A 22023-nucleotide genomic window follows, 5' to 3' on the forward strand; every position below is an offset into this window, starting at 1 on the left:
CTGCTCACGTTGGTGGGCCCCTTTGCGAGCCCAGCGCACCGCCTGGCGCCGAGACGGATGGAGAGCACGCGTGACGCGCAGCGTGTACGTGACCGGGATCGACCGCGGCGACGGCCGTCAGGTCGTCGAGCTGGGGGTCATGGAGCTCCTGACCCGCCAGGTCGACCGGGTGGGCGTCTTCCGCCCTCTCGTGCACGACGGTCCGGACCGCCTCTTCGAACTCCTGCGGGCCCGCTACCGCCTCGCGCAGGACCCGGCGACGGTCTACGGCATGGACTACCACGAGGCGTCCGCGCTCCAGGCCGAGCAGGGTACCGACGAGCTGGTGTCCACGCTCGTCGACCGCTTCCACCTGGTGGCCCGCGACTACGACGTCGTCCTCGTCCTCGGCACCGACTTCGCCGCGACCCAGCTCCCCGACGAGCTCGCGCTCAACGCCCGGCTGGCGAACGAGTTCGCCGCCTCCGTGATCCCGGTCGTCGGCGGCCGGGCGCAGACCGCCGAGTCGGTGCGCGCCGAGACCCGCAACGCGTACCGCGCGTACGACGGGCTCGGCTGCGACGTCCTCGCGATGGTCGTGAACCGGGTGGAGCCCGAGATCCGGACCGAGATCCTGGAGCGGCTCGGTTCCCGCCTCCCGGTGCCCTGTTACGTCCTGCCCGACGAGCCCGCGCTGTCCGCGCCGACCGTCGCGCAGATCACCCAGGCGCTCGGCGGCGAGGTGCTCCTCGGCGACGACGCGGGCCTGTCGCGGGACGCCCTCGACTTCGTGTTCGGCGGCGCGATGCTGCCGAACTTCCTGCGGGCGCTGACCCCGGGGTGCCTCGTCGTCACCCCCGGCGACCGCGCCGACCTGGTGATCGGCACCCTCGCCGCGCACAGCGCCGGCACCCCGCCCGTGGCCGGCATCCTGCTCACCCTGAACGAGCGGCCCAGCCAGGACATCCTCACGCTCGCGGCGCGCCTCGCGCCCGGTACCCCGGTGGTCTCGGTGGCCGGGACCTCCTTCCCGACCGCGGCCGAGCTGTTCTCCCTGGAGGGCAAGCTCAACGCGGCCACGCCCCGCAAGGCGGAGACCGCGCTCGGCCTGTTCGAGCGGTACGTGGACACCTCGGACCTGCTGAAGCGGGTGTCCGCGCCGAGCAGCGACCGGCTCACCCCGATGATGTTCGAGCACAAGCTGCTGGAGCAGGCCCGCTCCGACAGGCGCCGCGTGGTGCTGCCCGAGGGCACCGAGGAGCGGGTCCTGCACGCCGCCGAGGTGCTGCTGCGGCGGGGCGTCTGCGACCTGACGCTGCTCGGCCCGGTCGACCAGATCCGCAAGAAGGCCGCCGACCTCGGCATCGACCTCAGCGCCACCCAGCTCATCGACCCGCAGACCTCCGAGCTGCGGGACTCCTTCGCCGAGAAGTACGCCGAGCTGCGCGCCCACAAGGGCGTCACCGTCGAGCTGGCGTACGACGTCGTCGCGGACGTCAACTACTTCGGCACGCTGATGGTGCAGCAGGGCCTCGCCGACGGCATGGTGTCGGGGGCCGTGCACTCGACGGCCGCGACCATCCGGCCCGCGTTCGAGATCATCAAGACCCGGCCGGAGTCGAAGATCGTCTCGTCCGTCTTCTTCATGTGCCTGGCCGAGAAGGTCCTCGTCTACGGCGACTGCGCGGTGAACCCCGATCCCGACGCCGAGCAGCTGTGCGACATCGCCATCCAGTCGGCGGCCACGGCGGAGCAGTTCGGCGTGGAGGCGCGGATCGCGATGCTGTCGTACTCCACGGGCACCTCGGGCACGGGCGTCGACGTGGACAAGGTGCGCGAGGCGACGGACCTGGTGCGGCTGCGCCGCGGCGACCTGCGGATCGAGGGGCCGATCCAGTACGACGCCGCCGTGGAACCGTCGGTCGCGGCGACCAAGCTGCCGGAGTCCGAGGTCGCGGGCCAGGCGTCCGTGCTGATCTTCCCGGACCTCAACACCGGCAACAACACCTACAAGGCCGTGCAGCGCTCCGCCGGCGCGATCGCCGTCGGCCCGGTGCTCCAGGGGCTGCGCAAGCCCGTCAACGACCTGTCGCGCGGTGCGCTCGTCCAGGACATCGTCAACACGGTCGCCATCACGGCGATCCAGGCCCAGACCCCCGACCAGAAGGCTTCCGCGCAGTGACTGCCGACCCGTCCCCCGCCCCCGCCCCGTCCGGCGAGACGCGCCCGGCCTCCGAGGCCACGCGTGTGCTCGTCCTCAACTCCGGCTCCTCGTCGGTGAAGTACCAGCTCCTCGACATGCGCGACAGCTCCCGGCTCGCCGTCGGCCTGGTGGAGCGGATCGGCGAGGGCACCTCGCTGCTCAGGCACACCACGCCGGCCACGGGCGAGACCCGTGAGTCGGCGGTCGAGTTCGCCGACCACGAGGCCGCGTTGAAGGCGGTGGCCGCGGAGCTGGCGACGGACGGGTTCGGCCTGGACTCCCCCGAACTCGCCGCGATCGGCCACCGGGTGGTGCACGGCGGCAGGACGTTCACGGAGCCGACGGTCGTCGACGACGCGGTCCTCGCGGAGATCGAGCGGCTGATCCCGGTGGCGCCGCTGCACAACCCGGCGAACCTCACCGGCATCCGCACGGCGATGGCCCTGCGTCCCGACCTGCCGCAGGTCGCGGTCTTCGACACCGCGTTCCACACGACGATGCCGGAGTCCGCGGCGCGCTACGCGATCGACGTGCGGACCGCCGACGAGCACCGCATCCGCCGCTACGGCTTCCACGGCACCTCGCACGCGTACGTGTCGCGGGCGACGGCCGAACTGCTCGGCAAGGCGCCCGAGGAGGTCAACGTCATCGTGCTGCACCTGGGCAACGGCGCGTCGGCGTCCGCGGTCAGGGGAGGCCGCTGCGTGGACACCTCGATGGGCCTCACGCCGTTGGAGGGGCTGGTGATGGGGACCCGGTCGGGCGACGTGGATCCGGCCGTCATCTTCCATTTGAAGCGCGTTGGGAACATGTCCACGGACGAGATCGACACTCTCCTCAACAAGAAGAGCGGTCTGATCGGACTGTGCGGCGACAACGACATGCGGGAGATCCGCCGACGTGTCGACGAGGGCGACGAGCAGGCGCGGCTCGCCTTCGACATCTACATCCACCGCCTGAAGAAGTACATCGGCGCCTACTACGCGGTGCTCGGCCGGGTGGACGCCGTCGCCTTCACCGCCGGGGTCGGCGAGAACGCGGCGCCGGTCCGCGAGGCCGCGATCGCGGGCCTGGAGGAGCTGGGGCTCGTGGTCGACGGTGACCTGAACGCCGTGCGCGGGGACGAATCGCGGCTGATTTCGCCGCCGTACGCGCGCGTCGCGGTCGCCGTGGTGCCCACGGACGAGGAACTGGAGATCGCCACACAGACGTATGCGCTGGTCGGAGAGGGTGCGGCCTGAGCGGGCCGGAAAGCCACGCCTGAGCGGCCGTCCGCCCATTTGTATCTTCCGCCAGACGGAATATTCCGTAGCGAAACAAACCGATAGGATCGCCCCATGCGCCGTTCGAAAATCGTCTGTACTCTCGGCCCCGCGGTCGACTCCCACGAGAAGCTGGTCGCGCTGATCCAGGCCGGCATGAACGTGGCCCGATTCAACTTCAGCCACGGCACCCAGGCAGAGCACCAGGGCCGGTACCACCGGGTCCGGGCCGCAGCGGCCGAGACCGGCGTCGCCATCGGCGTGCTCGCCGACCTCCAGGGCCCGAAGATCCGCCTGGAGACCTTCGCCGAAGGCCCCGTCGAGCTGGAGCGCGGTGACGAGTTCGTCATCACGGCCGAGGACGTGCCGGGTGACAAGCACATCTGCGGCACGACCTACAAGGGTCTGCCCGGTGACGTCTCCAAGGGCGACCAGATCCTCATCAACGACGGCAACGTCGAACTGCGGGTCGTCGAGATCGACGGCCCCCGGGTCAAGACGGTCGTCATCGAGGGCGGCGTGATCTCCGACCACAAGGGCATCAACCTGCCCGGCGCGGCGGTGAACGTGCCGGCGCTGTCGGACAAGGACGTCGAGGACCTGCGCTTCGCTCTGCGGATGGGCTGCGACATGGTCGCCCTGTCCTTCGTGCGTGACGCCGACGACGTGAACGACGTCCACAAGGTGATGGACGAGGAGGGCCGCCGGGTCCCCGTCATCGCCAAGGTGGAGAAGCCGCAGGCGGTCGAGAACATGGAGGGCGTCGTCGCGGCCTTCGACGCCGTCATGGTGGCCCGTGGCGACCTGGCCGTGGAGTACCCGCTGGAGAAGGTCCCGATGGTGCAGAAGCGCCTCGTGGAGCTGTGCCGCCGCAACGCCAAGCCGGTGATCGTCGCGACCCAGATGATGGAGTCGATGATCACCAACTCCCGTCCCACGCGCGCCGAGGCGTCCGACGTGGCGAACGCGATCCTGGACGGCGCGGACGCGGTCATGCTGTCCGCCGAGTCCAGCGTGGGCGCGTACCCGATCGAGACCGTGAAGACGATGTCGAAGATCGTCGTCGCGGCCGAGGAGGAACTGCTCTCCAAGGGTCTGCAGCCGCTGGTCCCGGGCAAGAAGCCGCGCACGCAGGGCGGTTCGGTCGCCCGTGCCGCCTGCGAGATCGCCGACTTCCTCGGTGGCAAGGGCCTGGTGGCGTTCACGAAGTCCGGCGACACCGCGCGCCGGCTCTCCCGCTACCGCGCCGCGCAGCCGATCCTGGCGTTCACCACCGACGAGGGCACCCGCAACCAGCTGTCGCTGAGCTGGGGCGTCGAGTCGCACGTCGTGCCGTTCGTGAACAGCACGGACGAGATGGTCGAGCTGGTCGACCGCGAGCTGCAGAAGCTCAAGCGGTTCAACGAGGGCGACGTCGTCGTGATGACCGCCGGTTCGCCCCCCGGTGTCCCCGGCACCACCAACATGGTCCGGGTGCACCACCTGGGCGAGGTCCACCACGCCTGACCCCGCCGCCGTACGCCACTGAGGGCGCCCCCTGTCGGACAGGGGGCGCCCTCAGCGTGTTGCGCGGCGCCCGGACGGGCTCCGGACGACTCAGTCGGTCGTGTACTGGTGCAGTCCGGGGATGGTCAGCGTGCCGCCGAACTGGCCCGCCTGGACCACCTTCGCCTTGGTGAAGTAGATCAGCGGGATGTTCAGCGGCGGAGGGTTGTCCGGGTCGAACGTGATCGGGATCAGACCGAACAGGTTCCCGGAGATGCTCTCCGTGTACATGATCGTCTTGCCGTCGCGGATGGTGGACGTCGTGCCCTTGCCGGCCTGCACGTGGTAGGTCCTGCCGGCCTGCTTGTCGTCCACCGTCTGGTGCAGGTCCCCGATGTCGGTGCCGTCGGAGATGACGTACTTCAGGACCTTCTTGACCGTGCCGTCGGCGGTCTTCACCTTGACGACGCCCTGGTAGTCGGCGCCCTTGAGGAGCAGGGAGCTGGCGTTGAGGTACCACGGGTCGTCGGGCAGGGTCACCGGGTTGTCGACGCTGCCCTCCTCGTCGGTGGCGACCGGGCAGTCCTTGGGGTCCGTCGTGGAGCTCGCTGAGGGGCTCGGCGTCACCCCGGCGTCCTCGGCGGCCTTCTTGACGGCGTCGGTGGTGTCCTTCGCCGCCTCGGAGGCCTTGTCGGTGGCGTCCTTGAGGGTGTCCGTGACCGTGTCGGTGACCTTGTCGGTCGTGTCCTTGACGGTGCCGGAGGTGCTCTTGTCACCGGACGAGGCGGTCGTGCCCGTCTCGTCGCCCTTGTCGCTCGCGGAGGCCGACGCGGAGGGCTCGGGGGTGGCGCTCTCCTTCTCGTCGGGCGTCAGGAGGTCCTTGATGGCGTCGCCGATACCCAGGGGGTCGAGCGGGTTCTTCGTCGCGGACGCCGTGGGGGCCGGAGTGGCCGCGCTGTCGGCCGACTTGTCGGACGTGCTCGGTGCGGAGGACGAGGCGGAGGGGGCGGGTTCGGCCTTGTCGTCGGAACCTGAATCCGACGAAGAGGTCTTGCCCGGGTCCGTGGAGTCCTTCGCGTCCGAGGACGCCGAGGGGGTCGGTGTGGCCGTGCCGGACGACTCGCTCGCGGAGGCCGAGGGGGTCGGCGACGCCGGTTCCGACGGGTCCTTCTTGTCGTCCTCGGTGCCGGCGACGGCCTCGACGCACGCCTGGTACTCGTCGGCCGTCAGGCTCTTGGCCGTGGAGTGGTCGTCCGCCTGGGCGAGCGTCGGCGTGAGCCCCATTCCCATGAGGACCGCCGTCGGCATCGCGGCTATGGCTATCGCCTTGCCGGCGGGCACGTGGAACCTGGTGAACAACGGCTTCCTGGGAGCCGCGTGGCGCGGCCCGGTTCTCACACGGGACTCGTCCACCTCAGTCCCGTGGGTCACCTTGTCAGCCGGCACTGTGCCTCCCGTTCGCCCCGTTGCTCGGGCTCGTTCCTGACAGATCGTTCGGGTCGTCCACAGCGTGCGCGGCGGCGGGCGCGACGGGCTCGGGCCCCGCGTCCTGCTGCTGGGGCACCATGCCCAGCGGCTCGGCGTCCTTGGCGTGGGACGCCGGTGCGCCGTACTCCTCGCCCGGCTCGCCCGGAACCCAGGAGACGGCCATGGCGCCGCCGATGAGGGCGAAGAGGAAGCCCACCAGGAAGCCGCCCAGGTTGGACACCGGGATGGACACCAGGGCGAGGAGGATCGCCGCGACTCCGGCGAACGTCCGTACGTGCTTCTGGAACCAGAGGCTGATCCCGAGCACCACGAGGAGCACGCCGATGATGAGGGAACCGGCACCCGCGGTGGTGGACATCGCCAGCGTCAGATGTCCGAGCTGAAGCTTCGCGTACGGGAAGTACGCGATGGGGACACCGCCGAGCACGATGAACAGGCCGGCCCAGAACGGGCGGTCGCCCCTCCATGTACGGAAGTTCCGCCGGAACACCTGGAGGTAGTGCTCGTCGTTCTGGCCGCGCGCGGCAGGAGTCTCGGCGCTCATGGAAAACAGCTCCCTGGAACGGCTTTGCTGTGAGAAGTTCGCATGTTCGCTCCGCCTATGCGTGCGGAGCGGGGCGGGCGAAGCGGCCGAAGCCCCTGTCGCCCGCCCCAGGGGTGCCTAGTAGCACTCCTTGACGCCCTTGGCGACCGACATCTTCAGGCCGCTGAGCTTGAAGGTGCCCGCCGTGGTCGCCCACGCCGTCTGCCGCACCTTGGTCAGCGTCGCGGAGTCGGCCTGCTGCGCGAACCCGTAGGGGTTGGCAGCCTCGCCGCTCTTCAGACCCGGACCCTTGGTGGCGTCCTTGGCGGCAACACCGATGTCGATGCCGCGGAACGTCGCGTTGGCCTCGAGGTCCTCGACGTCGATGTACAGGTTGTCCGCCTCGACCGGCGTGTCACCGCCGCCGGCCTTCAGCACGAGGCTGACGGAACCGAGCAGCGGGATGTCCGGGGTGACGACGGACTGGCACATGTTGGTGATCGTGGCGTTCTTGAACGCCGAGACCGCGACGGGGTGAGCCGTCTTGTTGCCGTCGAGGGTGTAACCCGAGTCGATGGCTCCGTACTGCGAGAAGCCCGTACCGTCGAGTCGGTCCGCCGACACCTTGAACGACTGACCGGAAACGCTGAACGACGCGGCGAGAGCGCCCTGCGCGAGGGCGACACCTATCGCTGCCGTGGCGGCCACCGAGGGCACCATCACGACCGCGAACCGCTTCCATCTGGTCCCGCCACGCACCTGGGACTCCATATTTCCTCCTTCTCGGACGTACATCTCCTGGCCCTGACTGCCACTTGCGGCGGCTCAGCCGGGCAGGGATGGGAGAAGTGCTACGTCCTCGGGAAGGAGAGCGCCTGTACCCGGAGGTGCGACTGCACCCGAATCACCGGCGATCACCCCCGAGCGACAACCACTGGTCGCGCCTGACACCAATCACGCACAACCTGCTGGACAGGCTCCACCGGACGGCGGAGACCCCCCTGCCCAAGAGCCGGCAGCACTGCCTCCGGCTCTACTCGGTGGGGACCCAGGGACTCCGCTGACCCGACTGGCTGGCGGGGTGCGGGAATGGACCGAGCGTCGCCGATCGTGGTGCATTCTCGCCGCCCGCACAAGGGGGTTCGTTACTCGCTAGTAACGGCGGGATAACCGAAGAACGACCGGCCGGTGTCGGTCAGCGACTCAGGGTGCTCCCAAGGGGGGTGACACACTGGTTGATTGACGGACGGAACCAGACAGTTCAACGCCCTGGACTTACTCGGAGTAACAGCGGCCGCGTTTACCAAGTTTTGGTAAAGCGCGGCCACTTGCCCCTCTGTCGGCCAATCTTTCACGCGGGCATCACAGGCCCTGACGTTTAGGGACTGGTCAGAACAAGGCCCTCGCGAGGGCCCTGCGCGCCGCGATCACGCGCGGGTCGTCGCCCCCGACGACCTCGAAGAGTTCGAGCAACCGCACCCGTACGGCGTCCCGGTCGTCGCCCGCCGTGCGGCGCACCGTGTCGATGAGCCGCCCGAAGGCGTCCTCGACATGGCCGCCCACGAGGTCCAGGTCGGCGGCCGCGATCTGCGCGGCGGCGTCACCCGGCTTCTCGGCGGCGTCCTTGCGCACCTGCTGGGGGTCGAGACCCTGCACCCGGTGGAGCAACTCGGCCTGGGCGAGTCCCAGTTTGGCCTCGGTGTTGCCCGGGTCGTCGCTCAGGACGTTCCGGTACGCCTGTACGGCTCCGCCGAAGTCGCCCGCGTCCAGCGCCTGTACGGCGGCCTCCAGCAGGGCGTCGTAGGGGCCGGCCGGCATCTCCGGGGCCTCGGGGGCGTCGCCCGGCTCGGCGTCGCCGTCGACCGTCAGGCCGGTCAGACCGAAGCGCTCCTCGGCGACCTGGACGAGCTGGTCCAGCGTCCCGCGGATCTGCGACTCGGCGGCCGCGCCCTGGAAGAGCGGCAGCGCCTGGCCGGCGACCACCGCGAAGACGGCCGGGATCCCCTGGACCCCGAACTGCTGCATCAGCATCTGATTGGCGTCGACGTCGATCTTGGCGAGCAGGAACCGGCCGTTGTACTCGAGGGCCAGCCGCTCCAGGACCGGACTGAGCTGCTTGCAGGGCTCGCACCACTCGGCCCAGAAGTCGATGACGACGGGCACCTCGGTGGAGCGCTGCAGGACCTCGCTCTCGAATCCCGCCTCGTCGACGTCGATGACGAGGCTCGCGGGACTCACGCCCCCTCCGCCGCCCTGCCGGGCGGCGTCGGCGCGCGCCTGCTCCGCCTTCGCCTTGGCCTCCTGGGCCGCCTTCACCGCGGCGAGGTCGACGACTCCGCTCATGGACATGTTCCGTGGCTGCATGAGTACATCCTCCCCCTTCCTCGCGCACGTGTGAAAAGCCGTAGGAAAAGCATGCTGAAAGCCGGTCCCCGTCCGGCCTGTTCGGCGCCGGGTCCCCACCAGGCGCCCGGTGCGGTTGTCGCCGCGTTCGAGCTTTCGCTACGAGTCGTAGCGTAACTGTCCGGAGACCCGCCTGTCCGCCACCCCCCGGTGATCTCCCTCACGGCTTCACAGAACCGCCGGATTTCGCCGGTGAGGCGGCCGGATATGGTCACTGACATGCACGGTCACCCCTCGGCCCCCCGGACGGGCCGCCCCCGCAGCGCCGCCGCGGACGCCGCGATCCTCGAGGCGACCCGTGCGGCCCTGGTCGAACTGGGCTGGTCCAAACTGACGTTGGGAGACGTGGCGACCCGCGCCGGCGTCGCCAAGACGACCCTCTACCGCCGCTGGGCGGGCAAGAACGAACTCGTCGTCGACGCCGTGGCCGTCCTCTTCGACGAGCTGGAGCTGCCCGACCGGGGCAGTCTGGCCGCCGACATCGAGGGCGTGGTGCTCCAGTTCGCGGCGATCCTGGACCGCCCGGAGGCGAAGACGGCGCTGATGGCGGTGGTGGCGGAGTCTACTCGCGACGAGCCGCTGCGCGAACGCATCAGGACGTCCATCGTGGACCGGCAGAAGCGGCTCGTCATGGAGGGCCGCGCCCGCGCGCAGGCCCGCGGCGAACTCCCCCCGGAGACCGACCCCGCCAGCGCCTCCCGTACCGCCGACCTGATCTTCGACGTGGTCGCCGGGGCGGTCGTCCACCGCACTCTGGTCAGCGCGGAACCGGCGGACGAGGAGTGGGTGCGCTCGTTCACCCGCGTCCTGCTTCTCGGCCTGACCGGCGCGACCGCGGAGGACTGAACCCGGTCCCCGCAGCCCTACGCCCCCGTGGGTCCCGCCCGGCTCTCTCGCGGCACGAGGAGCGGGTCCGGGCGGGAGGGCCCGGAAGCGGGACGGACGGGGGCGCAGGGGCCGACAGGGGCCGGGAGCGGGGACGTACGGCAAGGAGCGGCGGCCGGGGCCGCGGGGGCCTCAGAAGCCCGCCGGCTCCGTGTACACCCCCCACTCGTCGCGCAGGACGCCGCAGATCTCGCCCAGGGTCGCCTCGGCGCGGACCGCTTCCAGCATGGGGGCGATCATGTTCGAGCCGTCGCGGGCGGCGGCGAGCATGGCGGCCAGCGCGCCGCGCACCGCGGCCTCGTCACGCCCCTGCCTGCGCGCGCCCAGCTCCCGCACCTGCTCGCGCTCCACCTCGTGGCTGACCCGCAGGATCTCCAGGTCGCCGGTGACGGAGCCGTGGTGGACGTTCACGCCGACGACGCGCTTGTCGCCCTTCTCCACCGACCGCTGGTACTGGAACGCCGACTCGGCGATCTCCCCGGTGAACCAGCCGTCCTCGATGCCGCGCAGGATGCCCGAGGTGATGGGACCGATGGGGTGCCGGCCGTCGGGGTGCGCCCGCAGCCCGCGCTCCCTGATCTGCTCGAAGATCTTCTCGGCGTCGGCCTCGATGCGGTCGGTGAGCTGCTCGACGTACCAGGAACCGCCCAGCGGGTCGGCGACGTTGGCGACGCCGGTCTCCTCCATGAGCACCTGCTGCGTGCGCAGGGCGATCTCCGCGGCCTGCTCGGACGGCAGCGCGAGCGTCTCGTCCAGCGCGTTGGTGTGCAGCGAGTTCGTACCGCCGAGGACCGCGGCGAGCGCCTCGACGGCCGTGCGCACGACGTTGTTGTACGGCTGCTGCGCCGTCAGCGAGACACCGGCGGTCTGCGTGTGGAACCGCAGCCACTGCGCCTTCTCGGTCTTCGCGCCGTACACGTCGCGCATCCAGCGGGCCCAGATCCGGCGGGCCGCCCTGAACTTGGCGATCTCCTCGAAGAAGTCGACGTGGGCGTCGAAGAAGAAGGAGAGCCCAGGGGCGAAGACGTCCACGTCGAGCCCGCGGGAGAGCCCCAGCTCCACGTAGCCGAAGCCGTCCGCCAGGGTGTAGGCGAGCTCCTGCGCGGCCGTCGAGCCCGCTTCCCGGATGTGGTAACCGGAGACGGACAGCGGCTTGTACGCGGGGATCTTCTCGGCGCAGTGCTCCATCAGGTCGCCGATGAGGCGCAGATGCGGCTCGGGCTGGAAGAGCCACTCCTTCTGCGCGATGTACTCCTTGAAGATGTCGGTCTGGAGCGTGCCGTTCAGTACGGCCGGGTCGATTCCCTGACGCTCGGCGGCGACCAGGTACATGCAGAAGACCGGCACCGCGGGCCCACTGATCGTCATCGACGTCGTGACGTCACCGAGCGGGATGTCCCCGAAGAGGACCTCCATGTCGGCGGCCGAGTCGATGGCGACACCGCAGTGCCCGACCTCGCCGAGCGCGCGGGGGTCGTCGGAGTCGCGGCCCATCAGCGTCGGCATGTCGAACGCCACGGACAGACCTCCGCCGCCGTTGGCGAGGATCTTCTTGTAGCGCTCGTTGGTCTGCTCGGCGTTGCCGAATCCGGCGAACTGCCGGATCGTCCACGTCCGCCCGCGGTACCCGGTGGCGTACAGCCCGCGCGTGTACGGGTACTCGCCGGGCCATCCGATCCGCTCGAAGCCTTCGTAGTGGTCCCCGGGCCGGGGACCGTACACCGGCTCCACGGCGTCGCCGGAGAGCGTGGTGAAGTCGGCCTCGCGCTTGCGCGAAGCGTCGTAGCGGGCCTGCCAGCGTCGGCGGCCTTCCTCGATGGCGTGAGCGTCCATACCCACGAATTTACTAGGACGTCCTAGTAAATGTCGATGGCAAACCGCCGTACGATCCCGTACGGCGGTGCTGATCCGGTGCGGATCGGGTGTGGATCAGGCCTTGGCGACCGCGGGAGAACCCTCCGCGACGCGCCCCTCCAGCTCACGGCTGATCCTGCGCTCCACGAAGAACGCGGCCGTGGGGATCGTCCCCGCCAGCAGCACCCAGAGCTGCTTGCCGACCGGCCACTTCGCCTTCGACCCCAGGTCGAACGCGAAGATCAGGTACACGACGTACAGCCAGCCGTGCGCGATGGCGACGACACGGGTGAAGTCGGCGGCACCGTCGACGCCCAGGCCGTACTTGGCGATCATGCCGAGGCACAGCAGAACCAGCAGCACACCGGTGATGTAGGCCATGACGCGGTAGCGGGTCAGCACGCTCTTCTTCATGGCTACGAGGGTAACGACCCCATTTGCGCGATCTTCGCGCGCCCCCGCCCTCACCCGGCCGCCCCGGCGCCGCGCCCTCCCGCGCCGGGCCCGGACCGTCCTACTCGTCCTTGAAGTCGTGCGCGGCCACCCGCAGCGGCCGCAGCATCGCGAAGATCTCCGTGCACTCCTCCGCGTCGTACGCCCCGAGACCGAAGTCCATCCCCATCAGGTCGCGGGTCGCCGCGTCGCACACCTCGCGGCCCTTCTCCGTGATCGAGGCGAGTGTGCCGCGCCCGTCGTTCGGATTCGGCCGCTTGTCCACCAGGCCCGAGCGCACCAGCCGGTCCACCGTGTTCGTGACGGACGTCGGATGCACCATCAGCCGCTCACCGATCTTCGACATCGGCAGCTCGCCCGCCTTGGAGAACGTGAGCAGCACCAGCGCCTCGTACCGGGCGAACGTCAGCCCGTACGGCCTGACCACCGCGTCCACCTCGGCCAGCAGGATCTGGTGCGCGCGCATGATCGAGGTGATCGCGGCCATCGAGGGCACGGACCCCCAGCGCTGCTGCCAGTGTTCGTCGGCGCGGGCGATGGGATCAAAAGCGAGACTGAGCGGCTTCGGCACGCCAAAGACCTTACCGGCCGGTCACATCGTGGTCAGCCCCGTCTCGCGTTTCGGTCCTCTCCCCCACGACGACAGGCATCCGCGCCCCCTCCGACGGCCCGCCCGCCCCCTGCTCCACGCCCTGCTCCGCACGCCGCGCCGCCACCGCCAGCACCACACACAGCACCGTTCCCAGCACTCCCGCGCCCACCACGGTCGCCCGCACCCCGGCGAACTCCGCCACCGCGCCCGACAGCGCCATCCCCACCCCCTGAACCGTCATCAGCCCCGCCGTGTTCAGCGTCATCGCCCGCCCGAGCAGCTCGTCGGGCACCGACCGCACGAACCACTGGTCGAGGCCGAGCGTGTACGCCGAGCCGGCGCCCGCCACCGCCAGCAGCACCAACGACCAGCCCAGACCCGGCCGCAGCGCGTAGCCCACGTACGGCAGCAGGGTCACGCACACCAACGGCAACGTGATCCGCTGCCGCGTCAGGGGCCGCAGCCGCGACCCCGCGAACAGCTCGCCCGCGATCGTCCCCACCGGCAGCGCGCACATCAGCAGACCCAGCCCCGTCGAACCCACCCCGAGACCGTGCGCGTACGGCGCCGCCAACGCCTCCGGCACCACCACGAACATCGGCGGCACCCAGAACAGCAGAAGGAGCACCCGCACCCGGCGGTCGGCCAGCACCAGCCGGGCGCCGCGCAACGAGTCCCGCACCAACGCCTGCCCCCCGGTCACCCGCGCCGGCCGGCGCCGCGTTCCGAACCGCAGGAACGCCGCGGACGCCAGGAACGTACCGACCGTCACCAGCAGCGCGTGCCGCGGCGACACCACGGTCAGCAGCAGACCTCCCAGTCCGAACCCCGTCAGCAGCGCGCTCTGCGACACGATGCGCAGCAGCGAACGGCCCAGCACGAACAGCTCCCCGTCACCGAGGACATCGGCCAGCGTCGCCGTCCGCGTCCCCTGGAACACCGGAGCCACCACCGCCAGCGCCGCCCGCATCGCCAGCAGCACCGCGATCGGAGCGCCCGGCACCGCCATCACCACCACGCACCCCGCGCACACCAGATCGCACACCACCAGCACCCGCCGCGCCGGAAAGCGGTCCGCGACCCCCGCGAGCAGCGTCCCGCCGACGAGATAGGGCAGAAAGCCCAGCGCGAACGTCAGGGCGCTCAGCAGCGGGGACCCCGTCAGGTCGTAGACCAGGACGGACAGCGCGATCTCACTGACCACCAGCCCCAGCAGCGAGAACGCGTGCGCGACGAACACGGCACGGAACTCGCGCACGGCGAAGACCGGGCCGTATCCGGTGGGGACGGCGGGCGGAGGGGCGCCCGCCCCGGCGGTTCCCGGCGTCTTCGTCGTCGTGGGCGCGGTCGGTGTGTCTGGCATGTGCGGCAGCGTGCCCCCGCCGAAGCCGCCGGCGTAGAGTTTCGGCCCCAGCCGAATCTTCCGGAGCCGCCCCGTGCCGTCACTCCTGCACTTCGGGGAGGACGACCTCCTCAACTGCCGCTTCGCGATCTCCCCCCTCTGGGAGACCCAGGAGGCGGTCCGCACCCTCAACCGGCCCGCACGGCACGGCTACCACGCCCACTGGCTGCGCCGTATCCGCACCGCGGCCGCCGGACTCGACCTCACCCCGCTGTGGCTCCTCATGCCCCGCAGCGGCTACTCCCCCGACTGGCTCGGCCCACCCCCCATCGGCCCCACCGCCACCTTCGACGAGGAGATCGCGGCCGTGCGCGCCGCCGACCCCGCCGCCGCCCGCGAGGAGACCGCGCGCTCCCTCGCCGACACCCCCGGCGCCCTCGCCTCCCCGCAGGGCCGCGCCCTGCTCGCCGACCCCGTCCGCACCGTCACCCGGCTCACCGACCTGCTCGAACAGGCCTGGCACGCCCTCGTCGAACCCGACTGGCCCCGGCTGCGCGCCCTGCTGGAAGCCGACATCGCCTTCCACTCACGCCGCCTCGCCCACGTCGGCCTCGGCGGTCTCCTCCCGGAGATCGACCGCCGGCTCGGCTGGCGCGCCCACACCCTCACCATCGAGGGAGGCGGCCGCCACGAACGCCACCTCGCGGGACAGGGTCTGGTCCTCATGCCCAGCGTCTTCTCCTGGCCCGACGTGATCAGCGGCTTCGAGCCCCCCTGGCAGCCCACCCTCGCCTATCCCGCCCGCGGCATCGGCGGCCTCTGGGCCGAACCCGGCGGCAGCACCTCCGACGCCCTCGTACGCCTCCTCGGCCGCGGCCGAGCGGTCGTCCTCACGGCCCTCGACGAACCCGCCACCACCACGGCCCTCGCCCACCGGCTGCGCCTCGCCCCGTCCTCCGTCTCCGCCCACCTCACCGCTCTGCGCGACACCGGCCTCCTCGTCTCACGCCGTTACGGTCACCAGGTGCTGTACGAACGGACGCCGCTCGGGATCGCGCTCGCCTCGGGCGGAGGCGGAGGGTGAGGCGGGGCGCGGGCGACCGCCCGGGCGCGGGCGTCGGTCAGCCCCCGGAACCGCGGGCCAGCCCCAGCGCGTAGTCGGGCCACCACTGCCCGGCCGCCGGCCCGCCCTCGCACGCTCCGTCCGATTCGCCCGGCCTCTTGATCCACAGGTAGGCGTCCAGGGCCGGTTCGCCGGTGGCCGTGGCGGGGCGGGTGCCGAGGGCGCGGCCGGGCGGGTTGCACCAGACACCCGGGAGGGGGCCGTTGCCGTTGCGGCTGGTGTCGACGACGAAGTGTTTCCCGCCGAGTCTCGCCGCGAGCTCGACGCCGTACGTCCTGGTCACGGCGTCCGTCTGGAAGTTCGAGACGTTCAGCGAGAACCCGTCGGCGTTCGCGATGCCCGCCCGTGTGAGGGGTTCGACGAGTCTGCCTGAGTCGCGGATCCAGGCCGGGTTGCCGGCGTCCACGTAGACCTTGGTGCGGGGCTGGTGCTTGAGCCGGTTGACCGCGTCGCTGAGCAACTGGGTGCGTTCGTCCCGGTACTCGCCGGGTGTGCAGCCGTCGACGATGTGGGCGATCGCGTCCGGTTCGAGGACGACCAGGGCCCGGCTGTCGGCGAGAGCGTCCGCGAACTGTCCGATCCATCGCCGGTAGACGTCGGCGTCGGCCGCACCGCCCGCCGAGTGCCGGCCGCAGTCGCGGTGGGGGATGTTGTACGCCACGAACAGTGCCGTGCGGTCCTGCCGCGCGGCCGCCGTGGTGGCCGCTCGGACGACCGGGCCCGGGTCGGCCTCGCCGGCCGGCCACAGTGCGGTGGGTTCGTCGGCGATCCGCTCCAGCAGCGCGGCGTCCTCGGTACGGCCCTGGCGTCGCCACGCCCGGATCTGCGCCGCGGCGGGGCCGGCGGGGTCGACCCAGAAGGGGGAGTCGCCGGTGTCGGCCCGCCGGGTCTCGGCGACGGCGGTCCCGTCGGCCCGGGAGGCGGACGAGCAACCCGCTGTGAGGCCGAGCGCCGCGAGGGCCGCGAGGGCCGCGAGGGTGCGGATCAGCCGGGTCCGGCACCCGCCCCTCATCCGACCCGCACCCACTTCGCCTCGGAAGGCGTCCCCTGGGCGTCCGTCACGAACAGCATGTACCAGCCCGGCGGCACCAGCGCCGGGTCCTTCGGCACCTCGACGGTCACGGAGTTCCCGGTCTTCGTCAGCCCGAGTTCGATGGACCGTTGTTCGACGTCCGTGGTGTGGGTGACGGCGCTGGGGCGCATCAGGCGGGCCTTGGTGACGCGTTCCGGATGGTCCGTGGCGAACGTGGCCCGTCCGTCCTTGTCCAGCCTGTCCGTCCCCTCCCCCAGTTCCGGCCGGTTCTTCCCGTTCCGGTGCAGCGCGGGCGGGGTGTAGATCTCCATGCGCTGCTCGAAGTGGCCGAGCTTGGTGTTCCGCCGGTCGTCGAAGAGCGGGTCGGAGCCGAACGTGGCGACGCGGCCGTCGGGCAGCAGCAGGGCCTCGGAGTGGTAGTTGCGGCCGACGGTCGGGGACGCGGCCTCGCGGAAGGTGTTGGCCTTGGGGTCGTAGAACTGGGCTTTGAGGATGTTGCTGGCGCTGCGCCCCCGGTAGTCCTGGGAGCCGTTGGTGGTGAAGACGGTGTCGTCGGGCATGATCACGCTGTTCAGGTAGCGGGTGCCCTGGGGGAGGTCGGGTCCGTCCTCGAAGGCGGGGTTGTCCTTCTTCAGGTCGACGACGGCGGTGCGGGGGGTGGACCGCTTCGATTCCCCGACGCCTCCTCCGCCGAGGATCATCACCTTCTGGTCCTGTGCGGGCGGCAGGAGGAGCGAGGCGGAGGTTTCGGTCTCGTCGGCGTCCCGCAGCCCGGGCACCTTTTCGAAGGTGTTGGTCCTCGGGTCCCAGAGACCGGCGTCGCGGCCCTGGTCGGCGGGCCCGTATCCGGCGTTGGAGGCCGGGTAGAAGAGTTTGCCGCCCCGGGTGAGGAAGAGCGCGGGGTAGGTGGGGAAGTAGCGCTTGGGGCCGGGGGACCACTTCTTGGTGCGGGGGTCGTAGATCTCGTTGTCGCCGGGGTCGATGGTTCCGACGTCGTCGAGGCCGGAGACGGCGAGGACGCGTCCGTCGTCGAGTCCGACGAGGGTGGGGTACCAGCGGGCCTTGTCCATCGGGTCGACGGGGATGTACTTCTCGGCGCGGGGGTCGAACTCGTAGGCGGCCCTGATGCCTTGGAAGTCCTGTTTGTCGAGGGTGATCTTCTCGGAGAGGCCGTAGGTGTTGGCGGCGTCCGCACCGCGCAGGCCGGCGATCTCGTACTGGGCCGGGGTGCCGGTGACCGCCAGGGGCCCCGTCTCCGTGGCTTCGACGAAGACGCGTGCCTCACCGGCGGTGACGGTGGTCCGCCACGGCTGCATGACGCCGGCCCGGTCGTAGGTGGCCGTCTGGTCGCGTCTGGCCCTGGGGACGGTGACGTCGAAACGGCTGGCGTACGTGACGCCCGCGGGTGAACGGAAGACGGTGCCCTTCTTGAGGACGATGTCCTTGTCGGGGTTCTCGTTCTTCACGCGCATGCCGCCGCCGGCCCGCCGGACCTCGCCGTCGAGCTGTTCGTAGCGGGCGGTTCCGCCGGCGACGAGCATGCTGCCGTCGGGCAGTTGGGCGTGGCCGGAGCAGAAGAAGTCGTCCGGGGTGGGGATCTTCTTGAAGGTGTCGTTCCTCGGGTCCCACAGGACGGTGTCGAAGGATCCCTTGTCGAACTTCCTCTGTTCGTTTCCGGATCCGGCGACGATGAGCACTTTCCCGGTGTGGAGCAGGGCCGCGTGGATGGCGTTGGTGCGGTAGGCGCGGGGGATGTCGATCTGCTTCCAGGAGCCGTAGGCGGCCTGGTAGGAGGGCCGGGAGATCGTGTAGGCGTGGTAGGTCTCGCCGGCGAGACCGAGTGCGGCGGGGGCGTTGAGTCCCGCGAGGACGGCGATCCCCGTGATGCCGAGGAGTGTCTTGCGCGTCTTCTTCGAGGGCCGGTCGGCCATGGCCTAGCTACCTCCTGGGGTGGAGCCGGTGACCGGGGCGGAGGTCCGGGCGGCGAGGGCCGGTTCCTTGGGCTGGGGGACGCGGGCGCGGACGGGGTGCCGCCGCCGGGTCCGGCGTTCCTCGAGGAGGGTGCTGATCCATACGGCGACGGGTGCCAGGGAGAGCGCCATGGCGAGGAGAGCCCAGGTCCGCATGGCCGCGTGGGTGTGGCCGAGGACGGTGGAGGCGCCGAGGGAGACGGCGAGGAGCGCGGCCCAGCCGAGGTGGATGCGGAAGGTGCGGAGCCGGTCGGGGCTGGTGTCGCCCCCTTTGGGGGTGACGACGAAACGGCTGGGGCGGCGGGTGAGGGCGTCGGCCAGCGCCTTGAGGTAGATGGGGGCGGAGAGCGCGGACATGGCCATGCCGGCGAGGCCGCCGGAGCCCTCGGGTTCGTGCGGGGAGACGTTGTGGCGCCGGTTCCAGAGGTAGAGGGCGATCCGGAGGGCGGCGGCGTCGCTGTAGAGCATGAGCCACAGGGAGGCGTTGACCTGGGTTCCGGAGGCTCCGAACCACAGGAAGAGGACGCAGCTGATGATGCCGAGGAGCCAGTTGACGGCGGTCATCGGGTAGTAGATGAGCATCATCGTGTAGGAGAAGAGGCGGCCCGGAGGCATGGTGAGGACCGCCTTCCCGTACTGCTTGAAGAGCGTGTCGTAGCTGCCCCGGGACCAGCGCATCTGCTGGGTGAAGAAGTCGGTCCAGGAGGCGGGGCCCTCGCCGACGGCCAGGACGTCGGGTGTGTACACGGATCGCCAGTGGTGGCCGGTGCGGGGGTTGCGGTGGCGGTGCAGTTCGAACCCGGTGGCCATGTCCTCGGTGATGGAGTCCTGGAGTCCGCCGATCTGGCGGAGGGCCGCGATGCGTACGACGTTGTTCGTGCCGACGAACATGGGTGAGCGGTAGCGGTTGCCGGCGCGCTGGATCAGGGCGTGGAAGAGGAACTGCTGGGACTCGGCGCCCTTGGTGACGGGGTGCTCGTAGTTTCCGTAGACCTGGGGGCCGACGACGAAGGCGACGTCGGGGTCGCGGAAGTAGCCCATCATCCGCTCGAGGAAGCCGGGCAGGGGGGTGTGGTCGGCGTCGACGGAGGCGAAGTACTCGTAGGCGTGGCCGTGGAGGGTGAGCCAGGCGTTGTAGTTGCCGTGCTTGGTGCGGGCCTTGTGGGCGCCGTGGGGACGGTTCCATTCGGGGATGCCGTGGCGGGTGAAGTGGCGGACGCCGAGTTCGGCGCAGAGGTCCCTGGCCCGGTCGTCGTCGCCTTCGTCGAGGAGCCAGACGTGGAGGAGCCCGGCGTGGGTGACGCGGACGGCGCCTTCGAGGGTGGCGCGGACGGTGGCAAGGGGTTCCTTGCCGGGGACGTAGGTGGTGAGGAAGGCGACCCGGGTTCCCTCTTCGGGGACGAGGGGGACGGGGTCGCGCGCGGTGAGGGTGGCGTGGGCGATGCTCAGGACGTTGACGAGCATGAAGAGCTCGATGAGGCCGATGGCGACGAGCATGACCGTGTCGAGGCCGACGAGCCAGGTCTCGCCGTTCTCGCGTTCGACCCAGTGGGTGGGCCACAGGAGATAGACGAGGAGGGTGGCGGTGAGGGCCGGCGCGAGGGTCATCAGGAGGAGAGCGCCTGTTCGGCGCGGCCCGGGTGGGAGGAGCTTGGTGTACTGCACCTGTTGGGCCGTGCCGGCGGGGTGGGTCAGGGGTCCGGCGAGTCGGCTGTAGGTGTCGTAGTCGTAGCCCTCGGGCCGCACGCGCCCTCCTGTGGTCGAGGTGGCCTGACTGGCCGTTGTCAACACACAAGGTGAGTTTCCGCCGGGTGTCGAACGGGGTGCGTCCGATGGGGTGCGCGGGCCGGGCGGCCGGGTGGTCTTTGCCGCGGGCACACGAGAAACCCCGGCCCTGGGGACCGGGGTTTCTCGGACGGTGAGGTGAGGTGCCGTCAGGCGGACAGGTGCCGTTCGACGGTTTCGACCTTGCTGGTGAGCCCGTCGGTGACGCCGGGCCGGATGTCGGCCTTGAGGACGAGGGACACGCGGGGTGCGCGTTCCTCGACGACGGCGACGGCGCGCTTGATCACCGCCATGACCTCGTCCCAGTCGCCTTCGACGGAGGTGAACATCGCGTCGGTGCGGTTCGGGAGGCCGGACTCGCGGACGACGCGGACGGCGTCGGCGACATACTCCCCGACGTCCTCGCCGACGCCGAGCGGTGTCACGGAGAAGGCGACGATCATGCGTTGACGATCCCTTCCTGGCGGGCGCGCGAGGCGATGACCGCGTTCTCGGCCTCGTGCTTGAGCCTGCGCTCGGCGAAGAAGCCGCCGGTGGGCAGGACGGAGAGGACGAAGTAGAGGATGCCGGTGCGGGCGCTCCAGCGGGCGCGGTTCCAGGCGTCGGCCCAGAAGATCACGTAGAGGACGAAGAGGACACCGTGGACCGCGCCCATGACGGGGACGGCGTTGAAGTCCGTGGTCCGCTTCAGCACCGAGCAGACGAGCAGCAGCAGGAAGGAAACGGCTTCGGGGGCCGAGACCAGGCGGAGGCGGCGGAGTGCGCTGGCGGTCTTTATGTCCACGGGTCACCTTCGGTGGGAGTTTCGCTGGCGGGGTGACGCTGCTTTGTGAACGCAAGCACAAGCGTCGTGCCCATTGTGGCATCCGGGGGTGGGGTGCCGGTCCGAGGGGCCGGGCGGGTGTTCGGACGGGTGTCCCGGCGGTCCCCTGAGGGGCGGTTCGGGGGTGGGATCCACCCGAGGACTCTGTCGGTGGCCGGACGCTGGGGCTACCTTCGCTTCGTGGCGATGTTTCGACTTCAAGGCAGCAAGGTGCTGGCCGTCGATGTGACCGGGGACGCCGTGAAGGCGAAGAACGGCTCGATGGTCGCGTACGACGGCCAGATGGCCTTCAAGAAGCTGAGCGGGGGCGGTGAGGGGGTCCGGGGAATGGTCACCCGACGCCTGACCGGTGAGCAGATGACGGTGATGGAGGTGAGGGGGCACGGGACGTGCTGGTTCGCGGACCGGGCCTCGGAGATCAATCTGGTGGGGCTTCAGGGGGACAAGCTGTATGTGGAGTCGAGCAATCTGCTGGTGACGGACGCAGGGCTGCGGACCGGGACGACGTTCACGGGTCTGCGGGGCGCGTCGCAGGGCAACGGGTTGTTCACGACGACGGTCGAGGGGCACGGCCAGGCGGCGATCATGTCGGACGGGCCGGCGGTGGTGCTGCGGGTGAGTGCGCAGTATCCGCTGACGGTGGACCCGGGGGCGTACATCGCGCATCAGGGGAACGTGCGGCAGTCCCTGCAGTCGGGTGTGACGTTCCGCACTCTGCTGGGAGAGGGCGGCGGCGAGGCGTTCCAGATGCGGTTCGAGGGCGACGGTCTCGTCTACGTCCAGCCCAGTGAGCGGAACACGATCGCGGGGGATGTGTGAG

At 70.6% G+C, this 22023-nt stretch carries 19 protein-coding genes; 6 read left to right on the forward strand and 13 right to left on the reverse strand.

Annotated elements, in window-relative coordinates; all coding sequences use genetic code 11:
* Positions 1–70 precede the first annotated feature (70 nt).
* The 3 genes from pta to pyk all read left to right on the forward strand — a co-directional run bounded on the left by pta (position 71) and on the right by pyk (position 4950).
* Positions 71–2161: a phosphate acetyltransferase gene (gene pta / locus ABZT74_RS10770; protein WP_356434103.1), complete on the forward strand. Its 2091-nt coding sequence runs from the start codon at positions 71–73 to the stop codon at positions 2159–2161.
* A gap of 65 nt (positions 2162–2226) precedes the next feature.
* Positions 2227–3423, forward strand: a complete 1197-nt coding sequence (locus ABZT74_RS10775) for an acetate kinase (protein ID WP_356166896.1) — start codon at positions 2227–2229, stop codon at positions 3421–3423.
* A 96-nt stretch (positions 3424–3519) separates the two neighbouring features.
* Positions 3520–4950: a pyruvate kinase gene (gene pyk, locus ABZT74_RS10780; protein WP_356434105.1), complete on the forward strand. Its 1431-nt coding sequence runs from the start codon at positions 3520–3522 to the stop codon at positions 4948–4950.
* A gap of 90 nt (positions 4951–5040) precedes the next feature.
* Here pyk and ABZT74_RS10785 read toward each other — a convergent pair whose 3' ends face one another.
* The 4 genes from ABZT74_RS10785 to ABZT74_RS10800 form a co-directional block, all read right to left on the reverse strand.
* Entirely contained in the window at positions 5041–6375 is a 1335-nt protein-coding gene (locus ABZT74_RS10785; RefSeq protein WP_356434107.1) for a hypothetical protein, read from the reverse strand.
* Complete coding sequence (locus tag ABZT74_RS10790) at positions 6365–6961, reverse strand: DUF6114 domain-containing protein (protein WP_356434108.1); 597 nt, start codon at positions 6959–6961, stop codon at positions 6365–6367. Before ABZT74_RS10790 ends, ABZT74_RS10785 begins: the two co-directional genes overlap by 11 nt.
* A gap of 117 nt (positions 6962–7078) precedes the next feature.
* Entirely contained in the window at positions 7079–7711 is a 633-nt protein-coding gene (locus ABZT74_RS10795) for a DUF6230 family protein (protein ID WP_355875618.1), read from the reverse strand.
* 618 nt (positions 7712–8329) lie between these two features.
* On the reverse strand, positions 8330–9304 hold the full coding sequence (locus ABZT74_RS10800) for a tetratricopeptide repeat protein (RefSeq protein WP_355875621.1): 975 nt from the start codon (positions 9302–9304) through the stop codon (positions 8330–8332).
* 258 nt (positions 9305–9562) lie between these two features.
* Between ABZT74_RS10800 and ABZT74_RS10805 the strand changes: the two genes are divergently transcribed.
* The gene (locus tag ABZT74_RS10805) at positions 9563–10189 is read left to right on the forward strand and encodes a TetR/AcrR family transcriptional regulator (protein WP_356166813.1); all 627 of its coding nucleotides are present in this window, start codon (positions 9563–9565) and stop codon (positions 10187–10189) included.
* Positions 10190–10360: 171 nt separating this feature from the next.
* Here the strand turns inward: ABZT74_RS10805 and ABZT74_RS10810 are convergent, their stop codons facing one another.
* The 4 genes from ABZT74_RS10810 to ABZT74_RS10825 form a co-directional block, all read right to left on the reverse strand.
* Positions 10361–12061 (reverse strand): methylmalonyl-CoA mutase family protein, encoded by a 1701-nt coding sequence (locus ABZT74_RS10810; RefSeq protein ID WP_355875627.1) that lies wholly within the window; start codon positions 12059–12061, stop codon positions 10361–10363.
* Between the two features lie 96 nt (positions 12062–12157).
* Positions 12158–12496, reverse strand: a complete 339-nt coding sequence (locus ABZT74_RS10815) for a DUF3817 domain-containing protein (RefSeq protein WP_356166810.1) — start codon at positions 12494–12496, stop codon at positions 12158–12160.
* Positions 12497–12596: 100 nt separating this feature from the next.
* Positions 12597–13106 carry a MarR family transcriptional regulator gene (locus ABZT74_RS10820; protein WP_355875633.1) on the reverse strand — a complete coding sequence of 170 codons (510 nt, stop codon included), beginning with the start codon at positions 13104–13106 and terminating at the stop codon, positions 12597–12599.
* 10 nt (positions 13107–13116) lie between these two features.
* Positions 13117–14490: an MFS transporter gene (locus tag ABZT74_RS10825; RefSeq protein WP_356434110.1), complete on the reverse strand. Its 1374-nt coding sequence runs from the start codon at positions 14488–14490 to the stop codon at positions 13117–13119.
* Between the two features lie 73 nt (positions 14491–14563).
* On the opposite strand from ABZT74_RS10825, the gene ABZT74_RS10830 reads away from it, so the two are divergent.
* Complete coding sequence (locus tag ABZT74_RS10830; RefSeq protein ID WP_356166804.1) at positions 14564–15553, forward strand: DUF5937 family protein; 990 nt, start codon at positions 14564–14566, stop codon at positions 15551–15553.
* A 37-nt stretch (positions 15554–15590) separates the two neighbouring features.
* Here the strand turns inward: ABZT74_RS10830 and ABZT74_RS10835 are convergent, their stop codons facing one another.
* The 5 genes from ABZT74_RS10835 to ABZT74_RS10855 all read right to left on the reverse strand — a co-directional run bounded on the left by ABZT74_RS10835 (position 15591) and on the right by ABZT74_RS10855 (position 21164).
* Positions 15591–16604 (reverse strand): glycoside hydrolase family 6 protein, encoded by a 1014-nt coding sequence (locus ABZT74_RS10835; protein ID WP_356166801.1) that lies wholly within the window; start codon positions 16602–16604, stop codon positions 15591–15593.
* The gene (locus ABZT74_RS10840; RefSeq protein WP_356166798.1) at positions 16601–18556 is read right to left on the reverse strand and encodes a kelch motif-containing protein; all 1956 of its coding nucleotides are present in this window, start codon (positions 18554–18556) and stop codon (positions 16601–16603) included. Before ABZT74_RS10840 ends, ABZT74_RS10835 begins: the two co-directional genes overlap by 4 nt.
* Positions 18557–18559: 3 nt before the next feature.
* Positions 18560–20341, reverse strand: coding sequence for a cellulose synthase catalytic subunit (locus tag ABZT74_RS10845; RefSeq protein WP_356166796.1), 1782 nt, complete (start codon positions 20339–20341; stop codon positions 18560–18562).
* A gap of 188 nt (positions 20342–20529) precedes the next feature.
* Positions 20530–20823 (reverse strand): MTH1187 family thiamine-binding protein, encoded by a 294-nt coding sequence (locus tag ABZT74_RS10850; RefSeq protein WP_355875649.1) that lies wholly within the window; start codon positions 20821–20823, stop codon positions 20530–20532.
* Positions 20820–21164 (reverse strand): DUF3817 domain-containing protein, encoded by a 345-nt coding sequence (locus ABZT74_RS10855; RefSeq protein WP_355875652.1) that lies wholly within the window; start codon positions 21162–21164, stop codon positions 20820–20822. The genes ABZT74_RS10850 and ABZT74_RS10855 overlap by 4 nt, the downstream gene beginning before the upstream one ends.
* Before the next feature lie 225 nt (positions 21165–21389).
* Between ABZT74_RS10855 and ABZT74_RS10860 the strand changes: the two genes are divergently transcribed.
* Positions 21390–22022 carry an AIM24 family protein gene (locus ABZT74_RS10860; RefSeq protein WP_355875956.1) on the forward strand — a complete coding sequence of 211 codons (633 nt, stop codon included), beginning with the start codon at positions 21390–21392 and terminating at the stop codon, positions 22020–22022.
* Position 22023: the final 1 nt, after the last annotated feature.

The sequence above is a fragment of the Streptomyces sp. NPDC005302 genome, from assembly GCF_040607345.1.
Lineage (GTDB): Bacteria > Actinomycetota > Actinomycetes > Streptomycetales > Streptomycetaceae > Streptomyces.

Coding starts and splice junctions, on each gene's coding strand:
- pyk (WP_356434105.1), top strand. CDS start 3,520: ATGCGCCGTTCGAAAATCGTCTGTACTCTCGGCCCCGCGGTCGACTCC.
- ABZT74_RS10790 (WP_356434108.1), bottom strand. CDS start 6,961: ATGAGCGCCGAGACTCCTGCCGCGCGCGGCCAGAACGACGAGCACTAC.
- ABZT74_RS10795 (WP_355875618.1), bottom strand. CDS start 7,711: ATGGAGTCCCAGGTGCGTGGCGGGACCAGATGGAAGCGGTTCGCGGTC.
- ABZT74_RS10800 (WP_355875621.1), bottom strand. CDS start 9,304: ATGCAGCCACGGAACATGTCCATGAGCGGAGTCGTCGACCTCGCCGCG.
- ABZT74_RS10805 (WP_356166813.1), top strand. CDS start 9,563: ATGCACGGTCACCCCTCGGCCCCCCGGACGGGCCGCCCCCGCAGCGCC.
- ABZT74_RS10810 (WP_355875627.1), bottom strand. CDS start 12,061: ATGGACGCTCACGCCATCGAGGAAGGCCGCCGACGCTGGCAGGCCCGC.
- ABZT74_RS10815 (WP_356166810.1), bottom strand. CDS start 12,496: ATGAAGAAGAGCGTGCTGACCCGCTACCGCGTCATGGCCTACATCACC.
- ABZT74_RS10825 (WP_356434110.1), bottom strand. CDS start 14,490: ATGCCAGACACACCGACCGCGCCCACGACGACGAAGACGCCGGGAACC.
- ABZT74_RS10835 (WP_356166801.1), bottom strand. CDS start 16,604: ATGAGGGGCGGGTGCCGGACCCGGCTGATCCGCACCCTCGCGGCCCTC.
- ABZT74_RS10840 (WP_356166798.1), bottom strand. CDS start 18,556: ATGGCCGACCGGCCCTCGAAGAAGACGCGCAAGACACTCCTCGGCATC.
- ABZT74_RS10850 (WP_355875649.1), bottom strand. CDS start 20,823: ATGATCGTCGCCTTCTCCGTGACACCGCTCGGCGTCGGCGAGGACGTC.
- ABZT74_RS10860 (WP_355875956.1), top strand. CDS start 21,390: ATGTTTCGACTTCAAGGCAGCAAGGTGCTGGCCGTCGATGTGACCGGG.